The organism is Thauera carbonicopians (genome assembly GCF_025699485.1).
Classification (GTDB): domain Bacteria; phylum Pseudomonadota; class Gammaproteobacteria; order Burkholderiales; family Rhodocyclaceae; genus Thauera.
Map to the genome: position 1 here is coordinate 38,834 of NZ_JANUXN010000004.1, position 22,785 is coordinate 61,618.

20 protein-coding genes are annotated in these 22,785 nt (G+C 67.7%); 13 read left to right on the forward strand and 7 right to left on the reverse strand.

The genetic code is table 11. The features are described 5' to 3' along the window. The 5 genes from NX068_RS07535 to NX068_RS07555 are packed head-to-tail and all read right to left on the reverse strand — an operon-like array spanning nucleotide 1 to nucleotide 4,088. Nucleotides 1-249 carry a YfhL family 4Fe-4S dicluster ferredoxin gene (locus tag NX068_RS07535; protein WP_263460678.1) on the reverse strand — a complete coding sequence of 83 codons (249 nt, stop codon included), beginning with the start codon at nucleotides 247-249 and terminating at the stop codon, nucleotides 1-3. 16 nt (nucleotides 250-265) lie between these two features. Continuing rightward, entirely contained in the window at nucleotides 266-757 is a 492-nt protein-coding gene (gene coaD / locus NX068_RS07540) for a pantetheine-phosphate adenylyltransferase (protein WP_263460679.1), read from the reverse strand. After that, complete coding sequence (rsmD, locus tag NX068_RS07545; protein WP_263460680.1) at nucleotides 754-1,293, reverse strand: 16S rRNA (guanine(966)-N(2))-methyltransferase RsmD; 540 nt, start codon at nucleotides 1,291-1,293, stop codon at nucleotides 754-756. The genes coaD and rsmD overlap by 4 nt, the downstream gene beginning before the upstream one ends. After that, complete coding sequence (locus NX068_RS07550; RefSeq protein ID WP_263460681.1) at nucleotides 1,290-2,666, reverse strand: M16 family metallopeptidase; 1,377 nt, start codon at nucleotides 2,664-2,666, stop codon at nucleotides 1,290-1,292. Before NX068_RS07550 ends, rsmD begins: the two co-directional genes overlap by 4 nt. Before the next feature lie 30 nt (nucleotides 2,667-2,696). After that, on the reverse strand, nucleotides 2,697-4,088 hold the full coding sequence (locus tag NX068_RS07555) for a M16 family metallopeptidase (RefSeq protein WP_263460682.1): 1,392 nt from the start codon (nucleotides 4,086-4,088) through the stop codon (nucleotides 2,697-2,699). A gap of 164 nt (nucleotides 4,089-4,252) precedes the next feature. On the opposite strand from NX068_RS07555, the gene ftsY reads away from it, so the two are divergent. From ftsY to NX068_RS07590, 7 genes are all read left to right on the forward strand, one after another. Then, nucleotides 4,253-5,647 carry a signal recognition particle-docking protein FtsY gene (gene ftsY, locus NX068_RS07560; protein WP_263460683.1) on the forward strand — a complete coding sequence of 465 codons (1,395 nt, stop codon included), beginning with the start codon at nucleotides 4,253-4,255 and terminating at the stop codon, nucleotides 5,645-5,647. Continuing rightward, complete coding sequence (locus tag NX068_RS07565; protein WP_263460684.1) at nucleotides 5,644-6,339, forward strand: cell division ATP-binding protein FtsE; 696 nt, start codon at nucleotides 5,644-5,646, stop codon at nucleotides 6,337-6,339. The genes ftsY and NX068_RS07565 overlap by 4 nt, the downstream gene beginning before the upstream one ends. Beyond that, the gene (ftsX, locus tag NX068_RS07570; RefSeq protein WP_263460685.1) at nucleotides 6,336-7,232 is read left to right on the forward strand and encodes a permease-like cell division protein FtsX; all 897 of its coding nucleotides are present in this window, start codon (nucleotides 6,336-6,338) and stop codon (nucleotides 7,230-7,232) included. Before NX068_RS07565 ends, ftsX begins: the two co-directional genes overlap by 4 nt. Before the next feature lie 227 nt (nucleotides 7,233-7,459). Continuing rightward, a complete protein-coding gene (gene ahpC, locus NX068_RS07575) occupies nucleotides 7,460-8,023 on the forward strand; it encodes an alkyl hydroperoxide reductase subunit C (protein ID WP_263460686.1) in 564 nt (187 codons plus the stop codon). A gap of 128 nt (nucleotides 8,024-8,151) precedes the next feature. Next, entirely contained in the window at nucleotides 8,152-9,720 is a 1,569-nt protein-coding gene (gene ahpF / locus NX068_RS07580; protein WP_263460687.1) for an alkyl hydroperoxide reductase subunit F, read from the forward strand. An 86-nt stretch (nucleotides 9,721-9,806) separates the two neighbouring features. Continuing rightward, entirely contained in the window at nucleotides 9,807-11,690 is a 1,884-nt protein-coding gene (locus NX068_RS07585; RefSeq protein ID WP_263460688.1) for an ABC transporter ATP-binding protein, read from the forward strand. Between the two features lie 87 nt (nucleotides 11,691-11,777). Further along, nucleotides 11,778-13,550: a diguanylate cyclase domain-containing protein gene (locus tag NX068_RS07590; protein WP_263460689.1), complete on the forward strand. Its 1,773-nt coding sequence runs from the start codon at nucleotides 11,778-11,780 to the stop codon at nucleotides 13,548-13,550. 266 nt (nucleotides 13,551-13,816) lie between these two features. Here the strand turns inward: NX068_RS07590 and NX068_RS07595 are convergent, their stop codons facing one another. Next, the gene (locus NX068_RS07595; RefSeq protein ID WP_263460965.1) at nucleotides 13,817-14,473 is read right to left on the reverse strand and encodes an HAD family hydrolase; all 657 of its coding nucleotides are present in this window, start codon (nucleotides 14,471-14,473) and stop codon (nucleotides 13,817-13,819) included. 158 nt (nucleotides 14,474-14,631) lie between these two features. Between NX068_RS07595 and NX068_RS07600 the strand changes: the two genes are divergently transcribed. The 6 genes from NX068_RS07600 (at nucleotide 14,632) to NX068_RS07625 (ending at nucleotide 21,044) form a co-directional block, all read left to right on the forward strand. Further along, nucleotides 14,632-15,660, forward strand: coding sequence for a DUF5924 family protein (locus tag NX068_RS07600; RefSeq protein WP_263460690.1), 1,029 nt, complete (start codon nucleotides 14,632-14,634; stop codon nucleotides 15,658-15,660). 259 nt (nucleotides 15,661-15,919) lie between these two features. Continuing rightward, complete coding sequence (locus NX068_RS07605; protein ID WP_263460691.1) at nucleotides 15,920-16,471, forward strand: ribose-phosphate pyrophosphokinase-like domain-containing protein; 552 nt, start codon at nucleotides 15,920-15,922, stop codon at nucleotides 16,469-16,471. A 162-nt stretch (nucleotides 16,472-16,633) separates the two neighbouring features. Next, nucleotides 16,634-17,548: an FHA domain-containing protein gene (locus tag NX068_RS21200; RefSeq protein ID WP_327084809.1), complete on the forward strand. Its 915-nt coding sequence runs from the start codon at nucleotides 16,634-16,636 to the stop codon at nucleotides 17,546-17,548. 117 nt (nucleotides 17,549-17,665) lie between these two features. Further along, nucleotides 17,666-19,978 carry a putative bifunctional diguanylate cyclase/phosphodiesterase gene (locus tag NX068_RS07615; RefSeq protein ID WP_263460693.1) on the forward strand — a complete coding sequence of 771 codons (2,313 nt, stop codon included), beginning with the start codon at nucleotides 17,666-17,668 and terminating at the stop codon, nucleotides 19,976-19,978. A 38-nt stretch (nucleotides 19,979-20,016) separates the two neighbouring features. After that, complete coding sequence (locus NX068_RS07620; protein ID WP_263460694.1) at nucleotides 20,017-20,721, forward strand: AzlC family ABC transporter permease; 705 nt, start codon at nucleotides 20,017-20,019, stop codon at nucleotides 20,719-20,721. Next, on the forward strand, nucleotides 20,718-21,044 hold the full coding sequence (locus NX068_RS07625; RefSeq protein WP_263460695.1) for an AzlD domain-containing protein: 327 nt from the start codon (nucleotides 20,718-20,720) through the stop codon (nucleotides 21,042-21,044). Before NX068_RS07620 ends, NX068_RS07625 begins: the two co-directional genes overlap by 4 nt. A gap of 78 nt (nucleotides 21,045-21,122) precedes the next feature. Here the strand turns inward: NX068_RS07625 and NX068_RS07630 are convergent, their stop codons facing one another. After that, the gene (locus NX068_RS07630; RefSeq protein ID WP_263460696.1) at nucleotides 21,123-22,760 is read right to left on the reverse strand and encodes an acyl-CoA synthetase; all 1,638 of its coding nucleotides are present in this window, start codon (nucleotides 22,758-22,760) and stop codon (nucleotides 21,123-21,125) included. Nucleotides 22,761-22,785: the final 25 nt, after the last annotated feature.

A 22,785-nucleotide genomic window follows, 5' to 3' on the forward strand; every position in this document is an offset into this window, starting at 1 on the left:
TCAGCCTTCGGTCAGCTTCTTGTACTTCTCCATCAGTTCGTCCTGTGTCTCGGGCCGGTCCGGGTCGAGCGGAATACAGTCGACCGGGCAGACCTGCTGGCATTGCGGTTCGTCGAAGTGGCCGACGCACTCGGTGCACTTGTGCGGGTCGATGACGTAGATTTCATCACCCTGGGAGATGGCGCCGTTGGGGCATTCCGGTTCGCAGACGTCGCAGTTGATGCACTCGTCGGTAATCTTCAGAGCCATGGTGTTCGCTTCCTTGCTATTGCCTTGATTTCAGTTTTTCCTGCAGCCGTGACAGCACCGAAGGCTGCACGAACTTGCTTACATCGCCGCCCAGACGGGCGATTTCCCGGACCATCGTGGCCGAGATGAACATGTATTCCTCCGCCGGTGTCAGGAATACGGTTTCGACGTCCGGGTGCAGCTTGCGGTTCATCCCGGCCATCTGGAACTCGTACTCGAAGTCCGACACCGCACGCAGGCCGCGCAAAATGACGCGCGCGTTCTGCTGCCTGAGGAAATCCATCAGCAGACAGTCGAAGCCGATGATCGTGACGTTGGGGTAGTCCGCCACCGCCTCGCGGGCGATTTCCACCCGCTCGTCGAGGCCGAAGATCGGCCCCTTGCTGTTGCTGCGTGCAACCGCGACGATGACGCGGTCGAACAGCACCGACGCCCGGCGGACGAGATCGGCATGCCCCCGGGTGAACGGGTCGAACGTTCCCGGATAGACTGCCACCGCTTCCTTCATTCCTGGCTCCTGCGCATCAGATGGAAATTGACCGTTCCGGCGCGGCCCTGCTTCACCGCCTGCCAGTTCCCCAGCTTTGCCACCGTGGCTTCGGACTCGACGTAGATCCATCCGTCGGGTTTCAGCAGCGAGTCCAGCCAGGGCTGTATCCGCTCGATCCAGCCCTGCTTGTAGGGCGGGTCGAGAAACACGCCGTCGAACTTCCGTTGCGCGTTTTGGGCGAATCTTACCGCATCGCCGCACACGATCTCTACTTGCGACGCTTGTAAGGTCTTTGCCGCATTGTGCAGCGCGGCGACCGCACGGGGATTGCGCTCGACCAGCACGACGGATTCGGCGCCGCGCGAGGCGGCTTCGAAGCCGAGGATGCCGCTGCCGGCGAAGAGGTCGAGGCAGTGCTCGCCGGCCAGCGTCTGGCCCAGCCAGTTGAACAGGGTCTCGCGCACGCGGTCGGGCGTCGGGCGCAGGCCCTGGGCGTCGGTGACCTCGAGCAGGCGCGAGCGCCACTGGCCGCCGACGATGCGGACACGGCTCATTGGCCGGCTTCTGCCGCGGCGGGCGTGGCATCGGCCTTGTCGCCATCGCCGCCGGCGATCACGGTGACCAACTGGTCGGCGTGGATGCGGCGGGCGAAGGCGTCGCGGATCTGTTCGGCGCTGACCGCGGCGACCTGCTGCGGATAGGTGTCGAGCCAGTCGAGCGGCAGGCGGTAGAAGCCGATCATCGCCACGTAGCCGAGGATCTTGGCATTCGAGTCCAGGCGCAGGCCGAAGCCGTTGATCAGGTTGTCCTTGGCGGCCTGCAGCTCTTCTGCGCTCGGGCCTTCGGCGATGAAGCCGGCCAGGGTATCGCGCACCACTGCGAGGGCTTCGTCGGCCTGGCTGCCACGGGTCTGCAGGCCGATCTGGAAGGGGCCGGCAACCTGCTGCGGCGAGAAGAAGCTATAGACGCTGTAGGCGAAGCCGCGGTTTTCGCGCACTTCCTTGGTCAGCCGCGACACGAAGCCGCCGCCGCCGAGCACGTAGTTGCCCACCAGCAGCGGGAAGTAGTCGGCGTCCTCGCGTGCCAGGCCGGGCTGGCCGACGAGGATGTGGGCCTGCGCCGAAGGGTTGGGAATGCGCAGCACGGCCGCCTGCGTCGGCGACGGCGCGGGCAGCGGGGCCGCGGCTTCGACCGGCGGCAACTGCTCGGTCAACCGGATGGCGATGCGCTCGGCGGTGGCGCGATCGACGTCGCCGACGATGGCGACCGAGGCACGCTGGGCGCCGAAATGGCGGCGGTGGAAATCGACCAGTTCGTCGCGGGTGATCGATTCCAGCGATTCCGGCGTGACGCTGCCGCCGTAGGGGTGGCCGGCGTAGAGCGCTTCGTTGAAGCGGCGGGTGGCCAGCGTGGCGGGCTTGGTCAGCGCTTCGCGCAGGCCGGCGAGGGCGCGCTTGCGCTCGCGCTCGAGGATCTCTTCCGGGAAGGTGGGCTGGGCGAGCAGGCTGGCGCCGAGTTCGACCGCGGCGTCGCGCTCGGCTTCGGACGACAGGCTGCGGATCGACAGGCTGGCGCGGTCGCTGTCGGTGCTGCCGCCGATCTGCGCGCCGATGTCGGCGATGCGATCGGCGATCTGCTGTTCGTCGAGCGCGGTGGTGCCGGCGTCGAGCAGGCTCTGCGTCAGGCTGGCGAGGCCGGCCTTGTCGGCGGGCTCGTAGGCCGAGCCGGCGGCGAAATCGACCTGGATGTCGACCAGCGGCAGGGCGCGGCTTTCGACGTAGAGCACGCGGGCGCCGGTCGGCGCCGTCCATTGTTCGATCCTGGGGCCGGCCAGCGCGGGGCTGGCGACGAACTGGGCGAGCAAGGCCAGGCTGGCGACCAGCGGCGTGAACAGGCTGAGGGAAAAGGGGCGGGAAGTCTTGGTCATGTCAGGGATTCCGTCGGTTGGCGGAAGCGATCAGTGATGCGCCGGCGCGAGCGGCGAGCGCGGCTGCCGGGGAGCCTGCGTCTCGAGCGGCTGAGGGTCGAGGCGGGCGACGTTCAGGCTGTCGTCGCTGAAGTAGCGCTGTGCCACGCGGCGGACTTCCTCGGCGGTGACGCTGCGCAGGCCTTCGAGCAGCAGCTCTTCGTCGCGCCACGACAGGCCGGCCGACTCCATGTAGCCGATTTCCATCGCCTGTCCCATCAGCGAGTCGCGCTTGTAGACCCGGCTGGCCACGGCCTGGGTCTTGACCCGGGCAAGCTCGGCCTCGCTCACGCCTTCGTCGCGGATGCGCTGCAGTTCGGCGCGCAGGGCGGCTTCGAGCTCGTCGACCGAGTGGCCGGGAGCCGGTACGCCGTCGAGGTAGAACAGCGCCGGGCCGCGGCCGCTGCCGTCGTAGCCGGCGCCGGCGGACAGCGCCAGGCCGCTGTCGCGCACCAGCCTGCGGGTCAGGCGGGCGCCGTCGTAGCCGTCGAGCACGGCCGACAGCACCTGCAGCGCGTAGGCGTCGCGATCTCGTGCCGGGTCGCGCATGGCTGGCACGTGCCAGGCCATGCTCAGGTAGGGCAGTTCGGCCGGCGCCTTCACCACCGCCTGGCGCGGCCCCTGCTGGACGGGTTCGGCGGAGATGCGGCGGGCGGGCAGCGGGCGTGCGGAGATCGGGCCGTAGTAGCGTTCGGCGTCGCGGAACACGCGGCGGTGGTCGACGTCGCCCACCACCACCAGGTAGGCATTGGCCGGTGTATACCAGCGGCGATACCACTCGCGGGCATCCTCGGGCTGCATCGCCTCCAGGTCGGGCATCCAGCCGATCACCGGGCGGCGGTAGGGATGGGCCTTGAAGGCGGTGGCCATCAACTGTTCGTAGACCAGCGCCCGCGGCTGGTCGTCGGTGCGCAGGCGGCGCTCTTCCTTGACCACTTCGAGCTCGCGGCGGAAGGCGTCGTCGTCCAGCACCAGGTGCTGCATGCGGTCGGCTTCGAGCGCCATCATCTCGCTCAGCCGGTCCGGCGGCACCTGCTGGAAATAGGCGGTGTAGTCCTTGCCGGTGAAGGCGTTGTCGCGCCCGCCGACGGCGGCCACCCGCTTGTTGAACTCGCCGGGGCCGACGTTCCTGGTGCCCTTGAACATCATGTGCTCAAGCACGTGGGCGACGCCGGACACGCCTTCGGGTTCGTCCATCGAGCCGCTGCGGTACCACACCATATGCACCGCCGACGGCGCGCGGCGGTCTTCCTTGACGATGACCTTCATGCCGTTGGTGAGCGTGGTCTCGAAGGGATTGGCAAGCGCGCCCGAAGGCGTGAGCAGCGGCGCGGCGGCGATGCCGCCGATGACCAGGGCGCGGGCAAACGTGTGGAGAAACATGGGGATGTCCTGCATCTGTTAGAATTCGCGGCGCTCCGCCGGGCCGGGCGCGCAGTACGCACCGGCCGGACGGGGAGCCGCATCTTAACGTGATCGGTTGCGGGTGCCCACGGCTGGCGTGGGGCGCCGCCGACGCGAAACGTTCCCTCTGACCCGAGCGTGTAATGTTTGGTTTCCTGAAGAAGAAGTTCGGCAAGACCGGGCAAACCGAAGCCGGTCAGCCGCCGGCCGAGGACCTTGCCGAACAGGTATCGGCCGATGCAGTCCCCGATGTCGTGCCCGGAGCGGAGCAAGAAGCTGCCGCTCGGCAACTGCCCGCCGAGCGCCTCGATACGCCTGCCGAGCCGCGGGTGGATGAGGCGGCCGCGCCGCTCACCGAGTCCGCGCCTGTCGTCGAAACCCGGCCCGAAGTCACGGCTGAAGCCGTAGCCGAGCCCGCAATCCTGCCGCCGGTCGCCGAAGTGGCCGAGCCTGCCGCTGCCGTCGAAGAGCCCGTGGCCGCCATCGAGCCCGAGCCGGTGGATATGCCGGCCACCGTCGAAGAAATCGCCGAGCCAGCCGTGCCCGCCGATGAGCCTGATGCTCCGGCCGTTGCCGGAGCACCGGCCAGGCGCTCCTGGACCGACCGCCTCAAGGCCGGCCTGGCCCGCACCCGGCAGCAACTGGGCGGCGGCCTGGCGAGCCTGTTCGGCCGCCGCAAGATCGACGAAGAGCTGCTCGAAGAGCTCGAATCGACGCTGCTGATGGCCGATTGCGGTGTCGAGGCCACCCAGCACCTGATCGACGACCTGCGCCTGCGCTGGAAGCGCGACCGGCTGGAAACCGCCGATCAGTTGCAGAAGGCGCTGGCCGACGGCCTGCAGGCTATCGTCGCGCCGCTCGAAGAGCCGCTCGACGCCGGCACCCACAAGCCTTTCGTGATCATGATCGCGGGCGTCAACGGCGCCGGCAAGACGACTTCGATCGGCAAGCTGGCCAAGCATTTCCAGGCCCAGGGCAAGAGCGTGCTGCTGGCCGCCGGCGACACTTTCCGTGCCGCGGCGCGCGAGCAGTTGATGACCTGGGGTGAGCGCAACAAGGTCACCGTGGTGGCGCAGGACGGCGGCGATGCCGCGGCGGTGATCTTCGACGCGATCAACGCCGCGCGCGCGCGCAACATCGACATCGTGCTGGCCGATACCGCCGGCCGGCTGCCGACCCAGCTCCACTTGATGGAAGAGATCGCCAAGGTCAAGCGCGTCATCGCCAAGGCCGACCCGAGCGGTCCGCACGAGGTGCTGCTGGTGCTCGACGCCAATATCGGCCAGAACGCGCTGGCCCAGGTCAAGGCCTTCGACAAGGCGATCGGCGTCACCGGCCTGGTCGTGACCAAGCTCGACGGCACCGCCAAGGGCGGCGTGCTGGCGGCGATCGCCCGCCAGTGCCCGAAACCCTTGCGCTTCATCGGCGTCGGCGAAGGCATCGACGACCTGCAGCCGTTCAAGGCGCGCGAATTCGTCGACGCGCTGTTCGAGCCTGTCGCGGGCACTGTGCGGAACGGAGAAGGCGAACGTTCATGATCGTCTTCGAGGACGTGGCCAAACGCTATGCGGGCGGCTACACGGCGCTGGCCGGCGTCGACTTTGCGATTCGCCATGGCGAGCTGGTCGTGCTGTCCGGCCATTCCGGCGCCGGCAAGAGCACGCTGCTGAAGCTGATCCCGGTCATCGAGCGGCCGAGCGCCGGCCGCGTGCTGATCAACGGCCAGGACGTGTCGCATCTGCCGAAGGCGGCGATTCCCTACCTGCGCCGCAACCTCGGCCTGGTGCTGCAGGAAAGCCGGCTGCTGTTCGACCGCAGTGTGTTCGACAACGTGATGCTGCCGCTGGTGATCACCGGCCATCCGCCGCGCGACGCCGCCAAGCGGGTGGCCGCCGCGCTCGACCGCGTCGGCTTGAACGGGCGCGGCAAGGAAGTGCCGGCAGGGCTGTCGGGCGGCGAGCAGCAGCGGGTGGCGATCGCGCGCGCGATCGTCAACAGGCCGTCCATCCTGATCGCCGACGAACCCACCGCCCACCTCGACCCGGCCTATGCGGCGGACATCGCCGAGCTGTTCCTGTCCTTCAACGAGGCGGGCGTCACGGTGCTGGTCAGCACCCACGACGCCTCGCTGTTCGCTGCCAGCCAGCCGCGCCGGCTGGTGCTGGAGAAGGGCATGCTGAGCGAGGACAACCGCCCAATCGGCAGCACTGCGGATGAGGTGTTCGCATGAGCCACTGGCTGTATCTGCATGTGCGGGCGATCGCCGATGCGCTGCGCCGCCTGTTCGGCCAGCCGGTCGGCACCCTGCTGTCGGCGCTGGTGGTCGGGATCGCGCTGTCGCTGCCCGGCGGCGGCTACCTGCTGCTGGACAACGTCGCCTCGCTGGCGCGCGGCGTGTCGGGCACGCCGGAAATCAGCGTCTTCCTCGACACCCAGGCGCAAAAGGCCGACACCGAGGCGATCGAGGCCAGGCTCAAGGCCATGCCGGCGCTGGCCAGCTATCGCTTCGTCGCTCGCGACGAAGCGCTCGGCCAGCTCACCGCCAGCGGCCTGGGCGACGTGCTGGCCGGGCTGGGCGACAATCCGCTGCCCGATGCCTTCGTGCTGACGCCGCAGGGCGAGGACCCCGAACTGTTCGAGCAGATGGCGGCGGACATCGGCAACTGGCCCAAGGTGGCCCATGTGCAGCTCGACTCGGCCTGGGTCGCGCGCCTGCATGCCTTGCTGGAGCTGGGGCGCTCCGCAGTGCTGATGCTGGCCGGGCTGCTCGGCTTCGCCCTCGTCATCGTCACTTTCAACACCATCCGCCTGCAGATCCTGACCCAGCGCCAGGAAATCGAAGTGAGCCGCCTGCTTGGCGCCACCGACCCCTTCATCCGCCGGCCCTTCTACTGGTTCGGCGGGCTGCAGGGTGCGCTCGGCGGCCTGGTCGCGCTCGGCACGGTGTGGCTCGGCGTGCAGGCGCTGGGGCAGCCGGTAGCGCGGCTGGCACAGACCTACGGCGCGGTGTTCCAGCTCGGCGGCCCGGATTGGCGCGCGTCGCTGGCGATCGTCGCCTTCGCGGCTTTCCTCGGCTGGCTGGGCGCGGTCATTTCAGTGCGCCGGCATCTCGCCAGCACTTGATTTTCCGGGCTTCGCTCCCAGTTCGATGGGATCGCCGGTCTTGCCGCAACATGCTTGCTGTATGCTGGCGAGCGATTGGAGATGACCATTCATGAGGGGCTTGTCGATAGCGAGATTGAATCGCCCGTATCTCGATTATCAATTAGAGCAATTCATCGAACCGGTCTAAACTTCGCTCCATCAGTTCAACACCCCCGTTTCATCAACCCCCCGCTGGAGGACGTCAGATGTCGCTGATCAACACCGAAGTCAAGCCTTTCAAAGCCCAAGCCTACAAGAACGGCAAGTTCATCGAAGTCACCGACGCCGACCTGAAGGGCAAGTGGTCCGTGCTGATCTTCATGCCGGCCGCCTTCACCTTCAACTGCCCGACCGAAATCGAAGACGCCGCCGAGCACTACGGCGAGTTCCAGAAGGCCGGTGCCGAAGTCTACATCGTCACCACCGACACCCACTTCTCGCACAAGGTGTGGCACGAAACCTCGCAGGCCGTCGGCAAGGCCCAGTTCGCCCTGGTCGGTGACCCGACCCACCAACTGACCAACGCCTTCGACGTGCATATCGCGGAAGAAGGCCTGGCCCTGCGCGGTACCTTCATCGTCAACCCGGAAGGCATCATCAAGACGATGGAAGTTCACGACAACGCCATCGCCCGTGACGTCACCGAAACCGTGCGCAAGCTGAAGGCCGCCCAATACGTCGCCGCTCACCCGAACGAAGTGTGCCCGGCGAAGTGGAAGGAAGGCGAAAAGACGCTGGCTCCGTCGATCGACCTGGTCGGCAAGATCTGAGTCCATCGCCGCACCGTCCGGGCCCATCCGGCCCGGGCTGCCCGCTCCACAGCCGGCCGAGTGCCGGCTGTGTCGTATCAGGATTGCCGTAAACAGCGGCGACCGTACTTTTGAAGGAAGAAGCCATCATGCTGGACGCCAACATCAAGACTCAACTGAAAGCCTATCTGGAACGGGTGACGCAGCCGATCGAGATCGTGGCGTCGCTGGACGATGGTCCGAAGTCGCACGAAATGCAGGAGCTGCTCCGCGACGTCGCCGAGCAGTCCAACCTGATTACGCTGATCGAACGCCGCGACGGCGACGAGCGCAAGCCGTCCTTCTCGGTCGGCCCCAAGGGCGGCGAGGCGCGCGTGCGTTTCGCCGGCCTGCCGATGGGCCATGAATTCACCTCGCTGATCCTCGCTCTGCTGCAGGCCGGCGGCTATCCGCCCAAGGTCGAGGCCGAGGTGATCGAGCAGATCAAGAGCCTCGAAGGTGACTTCGAGTTCGTCACCTACATCTCGCTGTCCTGCCATAACTGCCCCGACGTGGTGCAGGCGCTGAACCTGATGGCGGTCCTGAATCCCAACGTCCGCCACACCATGGTCGATGGCGGCGTGTTCCAGCAGGAAGTCGAGGAACGCCAGATCATGGCGGTGCCGACGGTCTATCTGAACGGCGAGGAATTCGGCGCCGGCCGCATGGAGCTGGGCGAGATCCTCGCCAAGGTCGACACCGGCGCTGCGGCACGCGACGCCAAGAAGCTGTCGGCCAAGGAAGCCTTCGACGTGCTGATCGTCGGCGGCGGCCCGGCTGGTGCCGCGGCGGCGATCTATGCCGCGCGCAAGGGCATCCGCACCGGCATCGTCGCCGAGCGCTTCGGCGGCCAGGTGATGGACACGCTGGCGATCGAGAACTTCATCTCGGTGAAGGAAACCGAAGGGCCGAAGCTGGTGATGGCGCTCGAAGAGCACGTCAAGCAGTACGAGGTCGACGTCATGAACCTGCAGCGCGCGGCCAAGCTGGTGCCGGGCAGCGCGGACGGCGCCACGCTGGCCGAAGTGCAGCTGGAGAACGGCGCCTCGCTGAAGGCGAAGACGGTGATCCTCGCCACCGGCGCACGCTGGCGCGAAATGAACGTGCCCGGCGAGCAGGAGTTCCGCGGCAAGGGCGTGGCCTATTGCCCGCACTGCGACGGCCCGCTGTTCAAGGGCAAGCGCGTGGCGGTGATCGGCGGCGGCAACTCGGGCGTCGAGGCGGCGATCGACCTCGCCGGCATCGTCAGCCACGTCACGCTGCTGGAGTTCGCCGACGAGCTGCGTGCCGACGCGGTGCTGCAGCGGAAGCTCTACAGCCTGGCCAACGTCACCGTGATCAAGAGCGCGTTGACCACCGAAGTCACCGGCAGCGAGAAGGTGAACGGCCTGGTGTATACCGACCGCAAGACCGGCGAGCCGCACCGCATCGAACTGGAAGGCATCTTCGTCCAGATCGGCCTGCTGCCCAACACCGACTTCCTGAAGGACACGATCGAGCTGAGCCGCTTCGGCGAGATCGTCGTCGATCCGAAGTGCCAGACTTCGGTGCCGGGCGTGTTCGCCGCCGGTGACTGCACCACGGTGCCGTACAAGCAGATCGTCATCGCCATGGGCGAAGGCTCCAAGGCGGCGCTGTCGGCCTTCGACCACCTGATCCGGACCAGCGCACCGGCCTGATCCGCCGCCGCACTGTCGTAGAATGCCCCGCCTGCTGCGGGGCATTTTCGCTTTCCGGCGCCGCCCCTTTCTGACGGAGAATTCCCTTGCTTTTCAACTGGTTCGAGCGCCGTGTCGATCCTTACCCCGAGACGCCGCCGCAGCCCGCGCCGAAGCGCTTCTTCGCCTTCCTGTGGGCGGCGACCGAAGGCACGCGGCCCTTCATCCTCGGCATGATGCTGCTGACCGCGGCCATCGGCGCCTTCGAGGCGCTGCTGTTCGCGATGCTGGGCAAGGTGGTCGACTGGCTGGCGGCGGTGGAGCGGGCGCGGCTGTGGGCCGACGAAGGCAGCAAGCTGCTGTGGCTGGCGGCGATCGTGTCCGGCAGCATCGTGCTGGTGGCCGTGCAGACCATGCTCAAGCACCAGGCGCTGGCGGGCAATTTCCCGATGCGGCTGCGCTGGAAGTTCCACAGCCTGATGCTCGGCCAGAGCATGAGCTTCTACCAGGACGAGTTCGCCGGCCGGGTGTCGGCCAAGGTCATGCAGACCGCGCTGGCGGTGCGCGACACCTGCCTGATCATGACCGACATCCTGGTCTTCGTCGTCATCTACTTCGTCACCCTCACCGCGGTGGTGGCGAGCTTCGACCTGTGGATGCTGCTGCCCTTCCTCGGCTGGCTTGCGCTGTACGCGGTGTCGCTGCGCTGGTTCGTGCCGCGGCTGTCGAAGGTGGCGCGGGCCCAGGCCGATGCGCGTTCGCTGATGACCGGCCGCATCACCGACGCCTACACCAACATCGCCACGGTGAAGCTGTTCTCCCACGCCGGCCGCGAGGCGGGCTACGCACGCAGTGCGATGCAGGAGTTCATGCACACCGTGCATGCGCAGATGCGACTGGTCAGCGCGATCGAGATCGTCAACCACGGCCTGTCGATGCTGCTGATCCTGAGTACCGGCGGCCTCGCGCTGTGGCTGTGGAGCCAGGGCCAGGTCGGTGTCGGCGCGGTGGCGGCGGCGACGGCGATGGCGCTGCGCCTGAACGGCATGTCGCACTGGGTGATGTGGGAGATGGCTTCGCTGTTCGAGAACGTCGGCACCGTGCAGGACGGCATCAACACCTTGTCGCGCCCGCATGCGGTGGTCGATCGCGCGGATGCGAAGCCGCTGGTGGTGGATAGGGGCGAGATCCGCTTCGAGCACCTGGGCTTCTCCTACGGCGCGACCGGGCCGGAGGCGCGGCGCATCATCGACGACCTGTCGCTGACGATCCGGCCGGGCGAGAAGATCGGCCTGGTCGGGCGCTCGGGCGCCGGCAAGTCCACGCTGGTCAATCTGCTGCTGCGCTTCTACGACATCGACCAGGGCCGCATCCTGATCGACGGCCAGGACATCGCCACGGTGACGCAGGACAGCCTGCGCGCGCAGATCGGCATGGTCACCCAGGACACCTCGCTGCTGCACCGCTCGGTGCGCGACAACATCCTGTACGGCCGGCCGGATGCGGGCGAGGCCGAGATGATGTCGGCCGCGAAGCGTGCCGAAGCGCACGATTTCATCCTCGGCCTCACCGACCCGAAAGGCCGCATCGGCTACGACGCCCACGTCGGCGAGCGCGGCGTGAAGCTTTCCGGCGGCCAGCGCCAGCGCATCGCCATCGCCCGCGTGATGCTCAAGGACGCGCCGATCCTGCTGCTCGACGAGGCCACCAGCGCGCTCGACTCGGAAGTCGAGGCGGCGATCCAGGCCAGCCTGTACCGCCTGATGGAAGGCAAGACGGTGGTGGCGATTGCCCACCGGCTGTCGACCATCGCGGCGATGGACCGGCTGGTGGTGATGGACAAGGGGTGCATCGTCGAGGAGGGCGACCACCGCAGCCTGCTCGCGCGCGGCGGCCTGTATGCGCGGCTGTGGGCACGGCAGAGTGGCGGCTTCATCGGCGAGGCGACCGAGGACGACGAACTCGCCGGCCTCGCATCCGCGCCGGCCTGAATGCCGCCGTCCGCGCCCGCGGTTCGCCCTGGCACGGCCATGCTTGCCGCTTAGGTGACGGCAAGGCATTGTGCACTGGAAACCATGATGGCCAAGTCCCCGCTCTCCACCGCCCACGAGAACGATGTCCGGCACTGCCGCAGTCTCGTGTTCGTCCACCTGCTGGTCGCCTTGCTGTTCGGCGGCCTGCTGTGGACCGAACTGCGGCAGGTCGACCAGGCGTCGATGGCGGTTGCGCGCGAACGGGGCGAGACCCTGTTCCGCCTGGTCGAGACCACGCGCGACTGGAACGCCAGCCATGGTGGTGTCTATGTGCTGACGACGGACGACAGCCAGCCCAACCCCCATCTCGCGCATCCCCGGCGCGACGTCGTCACGCTGGACGGGCAGCGCCTGACGATGGTCAATCCGGCCATCATGACAAGGCAGCTCGCCGAACTCTCGGAGCGGGTCGGCGGCATCCGGCTGCACCTCACCAGCCTGCGCCCGCTGCGCCCGGCCAACCGGCCCGACCCCTGGGAAGCCGAGGCGCTGGCCGCGTTCGAGCGCGGTGTGCCGGAGCGCCTGGCGCTGGTCGACACCGAGGCCGGCGCAGCCCATCGCTACATGGCGCCGCTGTACGTGGTCGAGTCCTGCCTGCAATGCCACGCTGCCGATGGCTATCGCCTCGGCGACATCCGCGGCGGCATCTCGGTGACCATGCCCGCGGCCCCGCTGCTGGCCGTGCGCGACGCCCAGCGCCGGCGCGTCGCCGGGATGTTCCTGGCGGCTTTCGTGTTCGTGGCGGGGTCGATCCACTACGTCTTCGCCACCGCGCGGCGCCACGTGCGTGCCATCGCCCGCGTCAATGCAGAGCAGGAGCGGCTCATCGCGCAGCGCACCGGCGAGCTGGAGGCGAGCAACCTCGGGCTGGCGCGCGAAATCGATCGGCGCCAGCGTGACCAGCGCCGCCTCGCCGCCAGCGAGGCGCGCTACCGGGCGATCTTCGACAGCACGGCCGAGGGGATCATGCTGATCGACGACCGGATGCGGATCGTGCAGGTCAACCCGGCGTTCACTGCGATCACCGGCTACGGCGAGGACGAAGTGCGTGGCCGCGGGCTGGATCTGCTCGGGGCGGGGCGCCACGGGCAGGATTTCTTCGACGGCATCCGCGACGCGCTGGCCGATGGCGGGCGCTGGCAGGGTGAAATCTGGAACCGGCGCAAGAGCGGCGACGCCTATGTGCAGTGGATGTCAATCACGCGGGCCAGCCTGGCGGGCGAGGCTGAAACTTTCGTCGCGACGCTGACCGACATCACGCTGCGCAAGGAGGCTGAGCAGCGCATGCAGTACCGCGCCGATCACGATGCCTTGACCGGCCTGCCCAACCGCGCGCTGTTCCAGGACCGGCTCGATGCCGCGCTGGCGAAGATCCACCGCAGTGGCGGCCTGTTCGCGGTGCTGTTCATCGACCTCGACCGCTTCAAGGCGGTCAATGACAGCCTGGGCCACCCGGCGGGCGACGCCCTGCTGATCGAGGCCGGCAGCCGGATCGCCGCCTGCGTGCGCGAATCGGATACCGTGGCCCGCTTCGGCGGCGACGAGTTCGCCGCCATCCTGCTCGAAGTGGGCGGCGCCGAGGATGCCCGGGAAGCGGCGCAGCGCATCTGCGCCGCACTGGCCCTGCCCTTCATGCTGGAGCAGGGCGAGGCACGGGTATCCGGTTCGGTCGGGATCGCGCTGTCGCCACTGCATGGCGAGGACCGCGCCAGCCTCGAAAGCTGCGCCGACCAGGCGCTCTACGCGGTGAAGCGGAAAGGCGGAGGGGGCTGGTGCGTATATCCGCCCGACGGCTGGCCGGCCGGCGAAAAGGCCTGATGCCGCCGGCGAGCACGTCGGCTGCCCAGCTTTTCCGTAGGAGCGTCTTCAACCCCGGGGGCGCCGAGCCGCGCATGCAGGTTGCAGGCCTGCCTAATCGGGAAGGGCCGCTATCGCAGCTCTGTTCGCGGCTCGGCGCCCCCGGCTCGGCGCCCCCGGCTGAAGCCGCTTGTGTCATTGGCAAGAGTAAATTGGGAGTCGAGAACGGAGTGCGGCAGGAAGTGACGCTTGACTCCCACGGGATGGTTTCTGGCGATAGATGGGCCTCAGGCTCCGAGCAGCGTGTCCGCAAGCGCTTCCGGACTGGCTGCAGCCTGCCAGTGCGCCGCCATGTCGCCGGCCTGCAGGCTGCCGTAGCCCCAGGTCGCGGCGATGAAGGGCAGGCGGTTGGCGTCGGCGGATTCGCCGTCTTCGGCGCGATCGCCGACATAGACCGCCTCTTCGCGCGGAATGCCGCGATCGGCGAGCAGGCGCGCGATCATCGCGGCCTTGTCGGGCAGGCGCGGTTCGAACATGTCCAGCGCGTAGACGGCGTCGAAATGATGCGCCCAGCCGAGATGCTGCAGGATCAGCCGCGTGGGGTGGAGGCGCTTGTTGGTGGCGATGGCGAGGCGGCCGCCGCCAGCCGCCAGCCGGGCCAGCATCTCGCCGACGCCCGCATAGGCGGTCGTCTGCAGGTAGCCGGTGCTGTCGTAGCTGGCCTTGAAACCTTCGGCCAGCGGGGCGATCAGCGCGGGGTCGGTGCTGCCCGCCAGCATCTGCAGGGTCTCGGTCAGCGGCGGGCCGACGATGGAGGCGTCGATCGTGCGTGCGGGGCTGCGGCCGGCAGTGGCGAAAGCGTCGCGGTAGCTGGCGAGAATGGCGGGTGCGGAGTCGATCAGGGTGCCGTCCAGATCGAACAGGATGTGCCGGTAGGCGGGCATGGCGGCGTCCAGGGCGAGCAGGACGCACATTCTACGGCTTCGCCGGCCGCGGCGCGGCGGCGCTCTGGTTGAAAGAAATCCTGACAGCGCGCTTCGGCCGGGCGCGCCATGCGGTATGTTCTGCGTCCTCCCGGTCCATGCTCACCTCCTTTCTGCCGATGCCTCTGCTCAAGCACCGACTGTTGCGGTTCGTCGCCTTGGCGCGGCGCTATCCGGGCGTGATCGCGGCCTTCGGCTTCGTTTCCGGCGTGGCGAGCTTCTTTCTGGTCGATCGCCACGAGGGCTTTGCCCGCATCATCGCGCTGGTGATGCTGCTCGGCTGGGTCTGGCTGGTGCTGGAGCGGATGCTGAGCGAGATGCTGCTCGACCGTTTCGGCCTGCGCCTGCCGGCGCCGGTGCTGCGCTATGCGACCCAGCTGATCCACCAGGAAAGCCTGTTCTTCGCCTTGCCCTTCTTCCTTGCCAGCACGTCGTGGAACAGCGGCCAGGCGGTGTTCACCGGCGGCCTGATCGTGGCGGCGCTGGTGGCGCTGCTCGATCCGATCTACTACCGCCGGCTTGCGCCCCGGCGCTGGCTGTTCCTCACTTATCACACGTTGACGCTGTTCGTGGTGCTGCTGGTGGCGATGCCGCTGATCCTGCAACTGCCGACCGCGCGCAGCTACGAGCTTGCGCTGGGCATCGCGGTGTTGCTCGCCTTTCCTAGCCTGCTCGGCTCGATCACGGTGCCGCGCTGGTGGCGCGGGGTGCTGGTGGTGGGGCTGATGGGGGCGCTCGCGGCGACGGGCTGGCTGGCGCGGCTGTGGGTGCCGCCGGCCACGCTGCGCCTGACCGACGTCGCGCTCGCCAGCAGGATCGACGATGCGCAGCGGGCGCCGGCCGACAGCCTGGCCGAGATCGACGCCGCCCAGCTGGCGGCGCAGGGCCTCTACGCCTACACCGCGATCAGTGCGCCGCTGGGCCTGCAGGAGCGTGTGCAGCACGTCTGGCTCCACGAAGGGCGCGAGATCGACCGGATCGCCCTCGACATCCGCGGCGGGCGCAAGGAAGGCTACCGCGCCTGGACGCACAAGCAGCGTTTTCCGGAGAATCCTGCCGGCCGCTGGCAGGTCAGGGTGCTGACCGGGGACGAGCAGATGATCGGTACGCTGCGCTTCCGCGTCAGTAGCATGCCGGCCGGCGGCTGAGGGGCGGGGTCCGCCCATCTGCGCACCGGCGGGCTTCGCCTGCAGGCGAAGCCGTTCGTCCGGCAGCGGGAAACCGTCGTCCGCCTGCCCGAAACGGCCTTGCCGCAGCAGAGGAAATGTCCAGCGTGGCGTGCTTCTCGCCCGGGCTCATTTGATCCTTCAAACTGCGGAAGCCTGCGTGTAGCCTCCACTCGCCTGCCCGTATCGGCGCCTGCCTGCGTTTCGCGGCACCGCTGCGGCATTTGTTCGTGGAGTATTGATGGATACCTTGCTGTTGCACTTCGACGATGAAACCCGGGAGGCGGAACGCCTAGCCCGGGCTGTGGGCGTCGAGTGCGCGGTCATCGAGCGGCATCGCTTCCTCGATGACGAGCTTCATCTGCGGCTGCCCCAGTCCCTGCCGCGCAGGGTGGTCGTCTATCGCAGCCTGCATCGTCCCGACGAGAAGCTGCTGGAATTGCTGCTGCTGGTGCGCGCCGCGGGCCGGCTGGGCGCCGAGCACGTCACGCTGGTCGCGCCCTGTCTCGCCTACATGCGGCAGGGCGACGAGGTCCTGCCCGGCGAGGCCGGCGGCCGGGACATCATCGGCAGTTTTCTCGCCGGCCTGTTCGACGTGGTGCTGACGGTGGATCCGCATCCGAACCGTGTCTCGTCGCTGGCCGAGGCCGTGCCGGTGCTGCATGCGCACGCCTTGCCGCGCGAGGCCGGCGCGGAGCAGGGGCCGAGCACCGAACTCGCCACCTACCCGGGCAAGGCGGCATGCCTTGCTCCCCGACTGGCGGAAGCCTTGCGCGCGATCCACACCGATTGAGTTTCCCGCCCCGCCATGTGCCCGTCTTTGGTCGCGCAGGCGATGACGTTCAGAAGGCTTGGTGCTAGCATCCTGTCTTTCTGCATGGGCAGGAGCCCCTCGTCGCGCCGGCAAGGAGCCTCCTGTCCCGCGCGGCTTCGATGATCCACTGCGGGGAGAGGTGTGAAGCAATCGGTAAGGACCGTGGTATTTGCCGACCTGACGGGGAGTACCGGTCTTTTTGAATCGGCGGGCAACATGATTGCCACGCGGCTCGTCACGCGCTGTACGCAGACCATCGGCCGCCATCTCACGCTCGCGGGCGGGCAGCTCGTGAAATACCTGGGAGATGGCGTACTGGTGCTGTTCGACAACACGCTCGCCGCCGTCGAAGCTGCTTCGCGCATGCAGGAGGTGCTGCGCGAGCAGGTGCCCGGACTGCCCCAGGGCGGCACGCTCGGCGTCAAGACCGGCATCGAGCGGGGCCCCATCGTCGAGCACGACGGCGACTGTTATGGCGATGCGGTGAATGTCGCCGCCCGGCTCAGCGACCGGGCCCAGCCGGGCGAGACACTGATCGGCGAGGCGGCTTTCGACGGCTTGCCGGAGGCTCAGCGGCTGGCATGCCAGAGCCTCGACCGCATCACGATCAAGGGCAAGGCCGAGCCGATGCGGGTGTGGCGCGTCGACTGGGCGCGCACCGCCGAATCGACGCTGGCCGCGAGCTTCGACTTCAACCAGTTGCTGGAAGACCGCCAGCCGATCCAGCGCATCGACATCGAGCGGCTGGACCAGCAGACGGTGCTGTATTCGGGCGAAGGGCCGCTGATCGTCGGGCGGGGCGAAGGCGCGGGCTTTGCCGTCGATGATCCCCGCGTGTCGCGCCGGCATGCGCGCATCGAATGGGCGGGCGGGCAATGCACCTTCACCGACTTCAGCAGCAACGGTAGCTGGGTGCGCTATGCCGGTTCCTCCGCGCCCGTCGTGCTGCGCCGCGACAGTTGCGCGCTGTACGGGGCAGGGGAGATCGGCCTCGGCGCCCAGCCGGAAGACTTCACCGCGCCCACGCTCACTTTCCGGATCCTCGGCGAGGACTGAACCGCGCCACGCGCCGGGTTGCATGCCCGTATCGGCGCTGCACGACTCGTGCAGTTTTACCGCGACGAATCCGCCATCAGGCGTCAAGCTGTACGCCGATTCAATGACTTGCGGAACATGAACTGTAAATGGCTGGGCGTCGCTCCTTCCATCGGGCGTGCATTGCGAATCGTCGTGCCCTACATGGTGGTGGCAGGGCTGTGGGTCGGGCTGTCCGACGCCATCGCGCTGTGGCTCGCAGCCGATGCCACGATCTACGCCAGGCTGCAGACATGGAAGGGCGCGGTTTTCGTCCTTGCCACCGGGCTTCTGCTCCATGTCCTGATGCGCCGGCAATTCGCACGCATCGAGCGCTCGCGTGCCAAGGCACGCAACCTCGCCACGCGCTTGCGTCGAATGCTGGAGTCGCTCGACGACCTGATCTTCGTGTTCGACGACAAGCTGCGCTTTGCCGACGCCTACTATCCCGATCGCACGGAACTGCTGATGCCGCCCGAGCGCTTCATGGGCAAGGGGGCCGACGAGGTGGGCATGCCGGCCGAGATCGGCCAGGCGCTGCGGCGGACACGCGACGAGCGTTCGACGCAGTCGGTCGAGTACGCGCTCGAACTGCCGCGCGGGCGTTGCTGGTACAGCGCCAAGCTGTCGCCGATGGTCGACGAGGAGGGGCGCTTCGTCGGCGTGATCGCGGTGGTGCGCGACATCACCGGGCTCAAGGTCAGCGAGCAGCGCTTCCGCCGCCTGTTCGAGGATCTCGACAACATTGCCGTGCAGGGCTATGGCCCGGATCGCCGGGTGGTGTTCTGGAATACCGCGAGCGAGAAACTGTACGGTTATTCGCGTGAAGAAGCGGCCGGCCAGCGTCTGGAAGATCTGATCATTCCGCCGGCTGACCGTGACGCGGTGATCCGCCTGCACCGCAACTGGGTCGACAAGGGCGAGCCGATTCCGTCGGGCGAGGTCGAACTGCTCAAGCGTGATGGCGCGCTTGTGCCGGTGTTCTCCTGCCACAGCATGCTGCGCAACGAACTGGGCGAGGTGGAGATGTACTGCATCGACGTCGACCTGAGCGAGTTGCGCGAGACGCAGGCGCAGTTGCGGCGTGCGGCGACCCACGACCCGCTGACCGGCTTGCCGAACCGCGTGCTGGCGCGGGACCGGTTCGACCAGGCGCTGGCGCTGGCCGAGCGCGAACAGACGCTGCTGGCGCTGCTGTTCGTCGATCTCGACCGTTTCAAGATCATCAACGACACCCTGGGCCACGGCGTGGGCGACCGCTTCCTGCAGGAGATCGGCCGGCGCTTGTCGGCCTGCCTGCGCGAGAGCGACACCATCAGCCGCCAGGGCGGCGACGAATTCCTGGTCGTGCTGTCGGGCCTGCGCGATCGCGGCGCGGTCGGCGCGATCGCGCAGAAGATCATCGAGGCGGTGCAGCAGCCGTGCTACATCGACGGCCATGCGTTGAGTTGCTCGTGCTCCATCGGCATCGCCATACAACCGGGCGACGGCGCGGATTTCGACAGCCTGCTGCTGCGTGCCGATACGGCGATGTACCAGGCCAAGGCGAGCGGCCGCAACGTCTTCCGCTTCTTCACCGCGCAGATGAACGTCGACGCACACGAGCGCCTGACGATGCTGAATCATCTGCGCAATGCCATCCAGAACGGTGAGCTGGCATTGCATTATCAGCCCCAGATCGATCTCGCCAGCGGCCGGGTGGTCGGTGCGGAGGCGCTGCTGCGCTGGCAGTGCGCCGAGCTTGGGAGCGTGCCGCCGGCGTGCTTCATCCCGCTGGCGGAAGAATCCGGCCTGATCATTCCGATCGGGGAATGGGTGCTGCGCGAAGCCTGCCGCCAGGCCCGCGAGTGGCGCGATCAGGGGCTGGGGCTGGAGGCGATGGCGGTCAATGTGTCGGCGCTGCAGTTCCATCGCGGCGATCCGGTGGAAATGGTCGGCCGCATCCTGCGCGAAACCGGCCTGCCGGCCGCATGCCTGGAGCTGGAACTGACCGAATCGCTGCTGGTGCATGACGGCTCGGGCACGACGCTGGACACCTTGCGGCGGCTCAAGGCGCTCGGCCTGCGCATCGCGATCGATGATTTCGGCACTGGCTATTCCAGCCTCGCCTACCTGCGGTGCTTCCCGATCGACAAGCTGAAAATCGACCGCGCCTTCGTGCGCGACCTGGCCAGCGATCCCGATGATGCCGCGATCGTCAACCTGATCGTCGACCTTGGCCGGATCCTGAAGTTGAAGATCGTCGCCGAAGGCGTGGAAGATCATGGCCAACTGGCTTTCCTGTGCGAGCGCGGCTGCAGCGAGGCGCAGGGCTATCTGTTCGCGAAGCCGATGGTGCCGGCGGAATTCGCCGCCTCTTTCGGGGTGAGCTTCCCGTTGCGGGGGCGGGGGGGCCTGCCGCACGCGGCATAGGGCTGCTATCCTTCGAAGCTTTTTTCGAGAAGCTTTCGATGGAATCCGCTTTTCGCCGCGGCGCCCGGGAAGGGCTGCGCGATTTCCTGCCGCTGTCGGTCGGCCTGGTGCCCTGGGGGATCGTCACCGGCATCGCGATGCGCTCGATCGGTCTGACCGAACTCGAGTCGCTGGGCATGAATCTGCTGGTCTATGCCGGCACTGCCCAGCTCGGCACGCTGCCGCTGATCGCCGCCGGCGCGCCGCTGTGGCTGATCATGCTCACCGCGCTGGCGCTGAACCTGCGCTTCGTCATCTTCAGCGCGTCGATCGCACCGATGTTCGCCGGACGCAGCCTGTCCGAGCGCCTGGCCTCGAGCTATCTGCTGGTCGACGGCGTGTATGCGATCTGCGCCGACAAGGCACTGAAGTCCGACGACGTGCCCTGGCGCTGGGGCTACTTCATCGCGCCGTCGATCTTCAACTGGATGATGTGGCAGCTCTTCGTCGCCTTTGGCGTGTTCGGCGCCGATTTCGTGCCGCGTGACTGGTCGCTGGAATTCATGGTGACGATCGCGCTGATGGTCATGGTGCTGCCGATGCTGCGCACGCGGCCGATGCTGGTCGCCGCACTGGCCGGCGGCCTGGGCGCCGTGCTGCTGCGCGGCCTGCCGCTGCGCCTCGGTGTGGTGGCCGGCATCGTGGTCGGCATCGGTGCCGGCTTCATCGCCGAACGCTGGCAGCAGCGCGGGAGGGCGGCATGATCGAAGGCGTGTGGCTGTGGCTGGCTTTCGTGCTGATGTCGATGACGACGGTCGGCACCCGCGGCAGTTTCATCCTGCTGGGCGAAAAGGGGCGCTTGCCGCCCGTACTGCAGCGCGCGCTGCGCTACGCGCCGGCGGCGGCGCTGTCCGCGCTGGTGGTGCCCGACCTGCTGCTCGATGGCAACGAAGTGTCGCTGCTGAATCCGAAGCTCGCCGCCGGCCTGGTGGTGATCGGCGTGGCGTGGCGCTGGCGCAACCCCTGGCTGCCCTTCATCGCCGGCATGGCGGTGCTGCTGGCGATGAGAAAAGGGCTGGGCTGGTAGCAGCAGCCACCGGCCCAGCCCCTGGGGTGCCTGGCCGTGCTGGCGGCGCGAAGCGCCGGCACGGCCGGGGAGCGGGTTTTACTCGATCGCCGAGCTGGATTTCGCCATCTCGCGCAGCGCGAACTTCTGGATCTTGCCGGTGGAGGTCTTCGGCAGCACGCAGAACTCGATGTGCCTGGGCACCTTGTAGCGTGCCAGATGCTCGCGGCAGTGGGCGACGATGTCGTCGGCAGTGACGCCGGCGCCGTCCTTGATCTCGATGTAGGCGGCAGGTACTTCGCCCCACTTCTCGTCAGGCTTGGCGACCACGGCGGCGGTCAGCACCGCCGGATGGCGGTACAGCACTTCCTCGACTTCCAGCGAGGAGATGTTCTCGCCGCCGGAGATGATCACGTCCTTCGAGCGGTCCTTGATCTTCACGTAGCCGTCCGGCTGCAGCACGCCCAGGTCGCCGGTGTGGAACCAGCCGCCGGCGAAGGCTTCCTGCGTGGCCTTCTCGTTCTTCAGGTAGCCCTTCATGACGAGGTTGCCGCGGAACATCAGTTCGCCCATGGTCTCGCCGTCGGCGGGCACGACTTCCATGGTCTGCGGGTCCATCACCGTCAGCCCTTCCTGCATGTGGTAGCGCACGCCCTGGCGGCCGTTGCGCTCGGCACGGCGGTCGATCGGCAGATCGTCCCATTCCGGATGCTTGGCGCAGACCGAGGCCGGGCCATAGGTCTCGGTCAGGCCATAGACGTGGGTGATGTCGAAGCCGACGCGTTCGGCGCCTTCGATGATCGCCGCCGGGGGTGCGGCACCGGCGATGAGGCCGGCGACGCTGTGCTCGATGCCGGCGCGCAGTTGATCGGGGGCGTTGATCAGCATGCCGTAAACGATCGGCGCGCCGCACATGTGAGTGACCTTCTGGCTGCGGATCAGCTCGTAGATCAGCGCCGGGTCGACCTTGCGCAGGCAGACGTTGACGCCGGCATTGGCGGCCATGGTCCAGGGGAAGCACCAGCCGTTGCAGTGGAACATCGGTAGCGTCCACAGATATACCGAGTGCTGCGGCATGCCCCAACTGATGATGTTGGAAGCGGCGTTCAGATAGGCACCGCGGTGGTGATAGACCACGCCCTTGGGGTTGCCGGTGGTGCCGGAAGTGTAGTTCAGCGCGATCGCATCCCACTCGTCGGTCGGCAGGCTCCACTGGTATTCGGGATTGCCGCCGGCGAGGAAGTCTTCGTACAGCAGGGTGCCGACACGCTCGGTGCCGGGGAATTCGTCGTCGAGCGCGTCGATGACCAGCGGCTTGTCGCCTTCCAGCAGATCGAGCGCGGGGCGGATGATGGCGGCGAACTCGGGGTCGGTGATCAGCACCTTGGCCTCGCCGTGCTGGAGCATGAAGGCGACGGCATCCGGGTCCAGCCGGGTGTTCAGGGTGTTGAGCACGGCGCCGGCCATCGGCACGCCGAAGTGGGCCTCGAACATCGGCGGCACGTTGGGCAGCATCACTGCCACGGTGTCGCCGCGCTTGATGCCGTGGGCGACCAGCGCGCTGGCGAGCCGGCGGCAGCGGGTATAAGTCTCGCTCCAGGTGTAGCGGCGCGAGCCGTGTACAACGCTGGTGCGGGTGGGGTAGACCATTGCCGTGCGCTCCAGGAAGCTCAGCGGCGACAGCGGGACATAGTTGGCCGGATTCTTGTCCAGTCCGACTGCGTAGGCATTCGACATTCTGTTTCCACTCCCATCGTGAGAA

What these genes read in the sequence shown, in the direction of transcription:
- NX068_RS07535 (WP_263460678.1), bottom strand. Translation starts at nt 249, where the DNA reads ATGGCTCTGAAGATTACCGACGAGTGCATCAACTGCGACGTCTGCGAA.
- coaD (WP_263460679.1), bottom strand. Translation starts at nt 757, where the DNA reads ATGAAGGAAGCGGTGGCAGTCTATCCGGGAACGTTCGACCCGTTCACC.
- rsmD (WP_263460680.1), bottom strand. Translation starts at nt 1,293, where the DNA reads ATGAGCCGTGTCCGCATCGTCGGCGGCCAGTGGCGCTCGCGCCTGCTC.
- NX068_RS07550 (WP_263460681.1), bottom strand. Translation starts at nt 2,666, where the DNA reads ATGACCAAGACTTCCCGCCCCTTTTCCCTCAGCCTGTTCACGCCGCTG.
- NX068_RS07555 (WP_263460682.1), bottom strand. Translation starts at nt 4,088, where the DNA reads ATGTTTCTCCACACGTTTGCCCGCGCCCTGGTCATCGGCGGCATCGCC.
- ftsY (WP_263460683.1), top strand. Translation starts at nt 4,253, where the DNA reads ATGTTTGGTTTCCTGAAGAAGAAGTTCGGCAAGACCGGGCAAACCGAA.
- NX068_RS07565 (WP_263460684.1), top strand. Translation starts at nt 5,644, where the DNA reads ATGATCGTCTTCGAGGACGTGGCCAAACGCTATGCGGGCGGCTACACG.
- ftsX (WP_263460685.1), top strand. Translation starts at nt 6,336, where the DNA reads ATGAGCCACTGGCTGTATCTGCATGTGCGGGCGATCGCCGATGCGCTG.
- ahpC (WP_263460686.1), top strand. Translation starts at nt 7,460, where the DNA reads ATGTCGCTGATCAACACCGAAGTCAAGCCTTTCAAAGCCCAAGCCTAC.
- ahpF (WP_263460687.1), top strand. Translation starts at nt 8,152, where the DNA reads ATGCTGGACGCCAACATCAAGACTCAACTGAAAGCCTATCTGGAACGG.
- NX068_RS07590 (WP_263460689.1), top strand. Translation starts at nt 11,778, where the DNA reads ATGGCCAAGTCCCCGCTCTCCACCGCCCACGAGAACGATGTCCGGCAC.
- NX068_RS07595 (WP_263460965.1), bottom strand. Translation starts at nt 14,473, where the DNA reads ATGCCCGCCTACCGGCACATCCTGTTCGATCTGGACGGCACCCTGATC.
- NX068_RS07600 (WP_263460690.1), top strand. Translation starts at nt 14,632, where the DNA reads ATGCCTCTGCTCAAGCACCGACTGTTGCGGTTCGTCGCCTTGGCGCGG.
- NX068_RS07605 (WP_263460691.1), top strand. Translation starts at nt 15,920, where the DNA reads ATGGATACCTTGCTGTTGCACTTCGACGATGAAACCCGGGAGGCGGAA.
- NX068_RS07615 (WP_263460693.1), top strand. Translation starts at nt 17,666, where the DNA reads ATGAACTGTAAATGGCTGGGCGTCGCTCCTTCCATCGGGCGTGCATTG.
- NX068_RS07620 (WP_263460694.1), top strand. Translation starts at nt 20,017, where the DNA reads ATGGAATCCGCTTTTCGCCGCGGCGCCCGGGAAGGGCTGCGCGATTTC.
- NX068_RS07625 (WP_263460695.1), top strand. Translation starts at nt 20,718, where the DNA reads ATGATCGAAGGCGTGTGGCTGTGGCTGGCTTTCGTGCTGATGTCGATG.
- NX068_RS07630 (WP_263460696.1), bottom strand. Translation starts at nt 22,760, where the DNA reads ATGTCGAATGCCTACGCAGTCGGACTGGACAAGAATCCGGCCAACTAT.